4 protein-coding genes are annotated in these 6,074 nt (G+C 62.8%); all 4 read left to right on the forward strand.

The window, feature by feature from the left end:
- The coding region (locus tag ACWI6D_RS05025) for a dimethyl sulfoxide reductase anchor subunit family protein (protein ID WP_449133887.1) at positions 1-810 on the forward strand (810 nt) is incomplete at its 5' end.
- A 504-nt stretch (positions 811-1,314) separates the two neighbouring features.
- Positions 1,315-1,638, forward strand: coding sequence for a hypothetical protein (locus ACWI6D_RS05030; protein ID WP_449133888.1), 324 nt, complete (start codon positions 1,315-1,317; stop codon positions 1,636-1,638).
- 205 nt (positions 1,639-1,843) lie between these two features.
- A complete protein-coding gene (nrdD, locus tag ACWI6D_RS05035) occupies positions 1,844-4,066 on the forward strand; it encodes an anaerobic ribonucleoside-triphosphate reductase (RefSeq protein WP_449133889.1) in 2,223 nt (740 codons plus the stop codon).
- Between the two features lie 217 nt (positions 4,067-4,283).
- Positions 4,284-5,501 (forward strand): MFS transporter, encoded by a 1,218-nt coding sequence (locus ACWI6D_RS05040; RefSeq protein WP_449133890.1) that lies wholly within the window; start codon positions 4,284-4,286, stop codon positions 5,499-5,501.
- Positions 5,502-6,074: the final 573 nt, after the last annotated feature.

Consider the following 6,074-nt stretch of genomic DNA (forward strand, 5'->3'; position numbering starts at 1 on the left):
CAGGGCGTGCTGGCCTTGAAGGGCGCCGGGAAGAAGTCGCAGCAGCTGCTGGCGGTCTTGAGCTGCGTGCTGCTGGCGCTCGGCGGGATCGCGGTGTTCTTCCACCTGCAGCACTGGGAGCGCATCTTCAACGGCTTCGGCCACATCACGTCCGGCATCACGCAGGAATTGATCGCGATCGTGGCGTTCGTGGTCATCGCCGTGGCGTACTTTGTGATGGCTCGCAAGTCCGCTGACGGCGGGACCTTGCCGAAGTGGATGGCCGTGCTGGCGATCGCGATCTCGGTCGTGCTGGCTGCGGTGTGCGCGCACTCGTATATGATGCCGGCGCGCCCGGCGTGGAACTCCGTGCTGGAGGTGCTGTCCATCGTGGGCGCCGCCTGCCTGCTCGGCCCCGCGACGGTGGCCGTGGTGCTGGCCGCCAAGGGCGAGGACACGCAAGCGCTGGGTATGCCCGCAATCGTCGGTTCCGTCATCGGCGCCGTGTGCACCGCGGCCTACGCCGCCTACGTCCAGATGAGCGCGGGCTCGTTCGCTCAGGTCGGCTACTACTTCGACCCGACCCACCCCACCAAGGCAATGGTCGACGCCGGCGCCGCCATCGGCGACCAGGCCGCCCTGCTGTGGCTCGGCGCGGTGATCGTCGGCGCGATCGTGCCCCTGGTGTGCTCCTTCCTCGCCAAGAAGAAGGGCGACGCGGCCAGCTGGAAGCTCTTCGGCGCGGTTGCCGCAGCCGCCGCCCTGGCCGGCGCCGTCTGCCTCCGAGTGGCCTTCTACGGCGCGGGCCTCTCGGTCTTCATGTTCTACTAGGTGAGCGGTCCGGCCTTTCCGCAAGATTCCGTAGGGTCGAGCGAAAGCTCGGCCCACCCAAAAGAGCGCGAAGCGCGACACCAACTTATATGTGCCGCGTTCCCCGGAAGAAGGTGACGCGCCCTTCGGGCGCTGCCTAATCGGGGCGGAGCTCTCGCTCCGCCCTACGGGAACGGTCGGCTGGCGGGCGGTTCCCGTCGCCCGCATGACAAACGACCTGTCCCCTTGTCAGGTTGGCCCTACGAAAAACGGTCACGCCGGCCGGCCCCTCCCCGGCGGCGTGGCGGCTTTTGAAAACTCAACCCAGCAAGCTGCCCCTCCATATTTCCAGCTTGCTTTTTCAGCGGCCCCTCGTGCCTGGAGACTTTCCGTCCCCCCCCCACCCCTTGCAAACGGGAAAGTCTTCAGGCGCAAGGGGCCGTTTTGCGTTCTGGAGCGTGAGCGGTCGCTCGGCTTGTGCCCTGTCGTTTCGGGCTTGCATACCTATCGTGCCTCGCCTAGGCCATGGGCTTGCGCCTCATCCAGCGCAGCCATCCGGCGCCATCGGGCATTGCCGGGCGCTACCCACCCTCTTGCTACATTTTCCATCGTCGCGTCAAGCCTTTGTTGCGGACATGTTGGAAAATCGTTCGTTTGCGCACCCGTTTGCCGAAAATCCACAGCGATTTTCGCGGTGGAAAACTACCTGATTTTCATCGTTTGAAAAACCCTGTTCTTCGAATGCCCACCGGGGATTTTGCCGTTTTTCCGCCGCGGTGGAAAACAACCAACACCCCCTATCCATGGATTTTTGAAGCCAAGAAAACACAATATATGGTGGCGAAATGACGTATTATAGGGACACCGACCAAGCGGCCCGAAAGGGACGGGGCCGCAAAATTTCACGAAATTTCCGAACGCGCAGGTCACGCCCTGCCTAGGGTTCTGCGCGCGGAAAACGGTAACAAAGGCAAGCGCCCGCAGGGGCACGTGGAAAGAACGATTAAGGCGCCCCGCGCGGGCGTCTGCAGCAAGCAAGAAGGGTGTGAGCGGCATGAAAATCATCAAGCGCAGCGGCTCCGAGGTGACGTTTGACATCAGCAAGATCGTCAACGCCATCAAGGGTGCCAACGGGGAAGTTGCCCCCGAGGAGCGCCTGACCGACGATCAGATCGCGCTGGCGGCCCACAGCGTCGAGTGGCTGTGCAACCGTTCCGGCCACACTGTGTCCGTCGAGGAAATCCAGGACATGGTGGAAAACCAGATTATGGCGCAAGGCCGCTACACCGTGGCGCGCAAGTACATCATCTACCGCTACCTGCAAACGCTCAAGCGCCAGTCGAACACCACCGACGACAAAATCCTGTCGCTTATCGAATGCAACAACGAGGAAGCCAAGCAGGAAAACTCGAACAAGAACCCCACGGTGAACTCCGTGCAGCGCGACTACATGGCCGGCGAGGTGTCGAAGGACATCACCATGCGCCTGCTTCTGCCCGCCGACGTGGTGGAGGCCCACAACGAGGGCATCATCCACTTCCACGACTCGGACTACTTCGCTCAGCATATGCACAACTGCGACCTGGTGAACCTGGAAGACATGCTGCAAAACGGCACCGTCATCTCCGGCACGCTCATCGAGCGCCCGCACAGCTTCTCCACCGCATGCAACATCGCCACGCAAATCATCGCGCAGGTGGCCAGCTGCCAGTACGGCGGCCAGTCGATCTCGCTGACGCATCTGGCCCCGTTTGTCGAGGTCAGCCGCCAGAAAATCCGCCGTCAGGTGCTGCAGGAAATCAACGCGCTCGGCCTTGAGGCCAACACCGACCGCATCGCCGACGTGGTGGAAACGCGCCTGCGCGACGAAATCCGCCGCGGCGTGCAAACCATCCAGTACCAGGTGGTCACGCTCATGACCACCAACGGCCAGGCCCCGTTCGTCACCGTGTTCATGTACTTAAACGAAGCGCGCAACGAGCAGGAAAAACGCGACCTCGCCATGATCATCGAGGAAACGCTTGCCCAGCGCTACGAAGGTGTGAAAAACGAGGAAGGCGTGTGGATCACGCCGGCGTTCCCCAAGCTCATCTACGTGCTTGAGGAAGACAACATCACCGAGGACAGCCCGTATTTCTACCTCACGAAGATGGCGGCGAAGTGCACGGCCAAGCGCATGGTGCCCGACTACATCTCCGAGAAGAAGATGCGCGAGCTGAAACTTTCCAAGGGCGAGACCGAGGGCAACGGCGATTGCTACACGTGCATGGGCTGCCGCAGCTTCCTGACGCCCGACCGCACGGGCAACGGCTACGACAACGTGGCCAACGCCGGCAACTACCAGCCGGGCAAGCCGAAGTACTACGGCCGCTTCAACCAGGGCGTCGTCACCATCAGCCTGCCCGACGTGGCGCTGTCTTCGCACGGCGACATGGCGAAGTTCTGGGAGATTTTCGACGAGCGCCTGGAGCTGTGCTACAAAGCGCTCATGTGCCGTCACGAACGCCTGAAGGGCACGTTGTCCGACGCCGCGCCCATCCTGTGGCAGTACGGCGCGTTGGCGCGCCTGAAGAAGGGCGAGCCCATCGACAAGCTGCTGTACGGCGGGTACTCCACCATCAGCCTGGGCTACGCTGGCCTGTACGAGTGCGTGAAGTACATGACGGGTCACAGCCACACCGACGCCGAGGGCACGCCGTTCGCCATGGAAGTCATGCAGCACATGAACGACAAGTGCAACGAGTGGAAGGCCGCCACGAACATCGACTTCTCGCTGTACGGCACGCCGCTTGAGTCCACCACGTACAAGTTCGCGAAGGCCCTGCAGCGCCGCTTCGGCATTATCCCGGGTATCACGGACAAGGGCTACATCACGAACAGCTACCACGTGCACGTCACCGAGCAGATCGACGCGTTCGAGAAGCTGAAGTTCGAAAGCAACTTCCAGCGCTTAAGCCCGGGCGGGGCCATCAGCTACGTCGAGGTGCCGAACATGCAGGACAACCTGAAGGCCGTTATTCGCGTGATGCAGTACATTTACGACAACATCATGTACGCCGAGCTGAACACGAAGTCTGACTACTGCCAGGTGTGCGGCTACGACGGGGAAATTCAGATCGTCGAGGACGACGGCAAGCTGGTGTGGGAGTGCCCGAAGTGCGGCAACCGCGACCAGGAGAAGCTCAACGTCGCCCGCCGCACGTGCGGCTACATCGGCACGCAGTTCTGGAACCAGGGTCGCACCCAGGAAATTCGCGACCGCGTGCTGCACCTGTAGGGAAGCGCCGGCGGCTGCTGGGTTGCTGAAACTTGCGGAATGCGAAGCGCCCGTCCATGGCGGACGGGCGCTTTTTTGCGTTTTGTGGGGGGGGGATGAGAACTGCAAAGTTGTTTTGGACTCGAAAACGGCGAAGGCGTGCTTTCGAATTCCGAGAGGGATGGTACCCTTTCGTGCGGTGCATTTTTCGGTAGTGCGACGTTGCGGGGGAAGCGAAGTGGGAAAGCAAAGCGGGAAGGGGTCGACGCGGTCGTTCGCTTTGCTGTGCGTGGCTTCGTTTTTCATGTACGGCGTGAACAACGTCATGATCTCGCTTGCGCCGCTTGCGGTGATGGGCATGGGCGCGTCGGCTGCTGCCGCGGGCTTCCAGGGGACGTTCTTCATCGTGTTCGCCATTGTGCTGCGCACGGTGCTTATGCCGCTGACCAGTAGAATCGGCACGAAGCGGCTGATGATTCTGGGTGCGGCATCGTTCGCGGCGGCCTCGGCGCTGTTCCCGTTTTGCACGACGTATGGCGCGTTTCTTACGGCGCGCGCGGTGCAAGCCGCCGGTTTGGCCGTGTTCTGGCCGCTTTCCGTGTCCTCGGTGGTGGATGTGTCCGACGAGGGCAACGTGGGCTGGCGGTTGGGCGTTTCACGGTTCGCCACGTCGGCGTCTATGGCCGTGGGGCCCTACGCGGCGTTCGCGCTGGGTGACGCCATGGGCGCTGGCTGGCTGTACGGCGCGCTGCTTCTGGCATCGTGCCTGGCCATCGTGGCACTTGCGGCCTGCAAACTGCCCGGCGATGCGCATGGCGAAGGGGGCGGTGCGTCCGGCAAGCCCCGCGCTGCTCGTGCGCGGCGGGGTGCGCTTGCGCAGTTCGGGGGCGGCGGTTTGTGGCTGGCGGGCGTCCTGCTGGTCACGCTGGAGGACTCTGCAGCGGCGGGCCTGGTCATGCATTTCTCGGCAATTGCGGTGGGCGAATTCGATGGCAGCCTGAATGCGGCAAGTTACCTTTCCCTGTACAGCATTGGCGGCATGATTGCTAGTTTGCTGCTGGGACGTGCGCTTGACCGGGGGAAATGCGCCATCGTGTTGCCGGTGTGCATCGCATCGTTCGGGCTTGGCGTGTTGCAGCTGGGCCTGCCGCATACAAGCTTCGCCGGCTTGGCGGCAGGCGGCGTGCTTGCCGGCGTGGGCAATATGGGCGTGGCGCTGTGCTGCATGGACATCATCACGCGCCGCGCGCCGCTGCGCCTGCGCGATACGGCGCTGGGGTATCGCCAAAGCTGCGTTGACATCGGCATCGCCGTGGCCGCCACGGCGTTCGGCGCCGCATTCGACGCCGCGCCCGCCAATTACGTGGTGTTCCTGGCCTGGGGCGCCATCATGCTGTGCTTCGCCGCCACCGTATGCGCCAACATCGCGCACGCGGCCCGCAAGCAGCGTGGATAGCGCAAGCGCCGGCTGTGCGTAGGCGGAACCTCGGAACCTGACAAGGGGGGGCAGGCCCTTCGAGTTTTGCGACGCAGAGAGCTGCGAGATGGCACGATTCCTGACTTTCCGAATGTCGTTACAGCCATTTCGCCCAAAATGGCACGAAATCGAACTTTCCGAGTCTGGAAACATCGTGCAAGATTCGGAAAGTTCCGATTCGTGCCGCGAAAGGCTGTTTGCGGTCGAAGCTGCTGGTGAAAGGGATCGGAAAGTCCGGAATCGTGCCAAAACTCGTCTTTCTCGCGTAAGAAGGCTCGGAAAGCTCGATTTCGTGCCTGGAACCAGCATCTGTAGGCTGGAGCGTTTGGGTTGCGGAGTCGAAGGGGACAGATCGCTCGTCGCAAAAGTGCGCGCTTCCAAGGCCTCGGAAAATGCAAAAGCCCCGCCTGCTTCAGGTGATTCGCGTTTGCAAGGGGGTAAGGGGAGGGCGAATCACCTGAAGCAGGCGGGGCTGCGCGCGGGGCGGGGGTTTTTGCCGCCCCCCCGGGACACCGGGGGGGGGTGGGGGAGGGGGTGCCCCCGGGGGTGGGT

The organism is Senegalimassilia sp. (assembly GCF_977052095.1).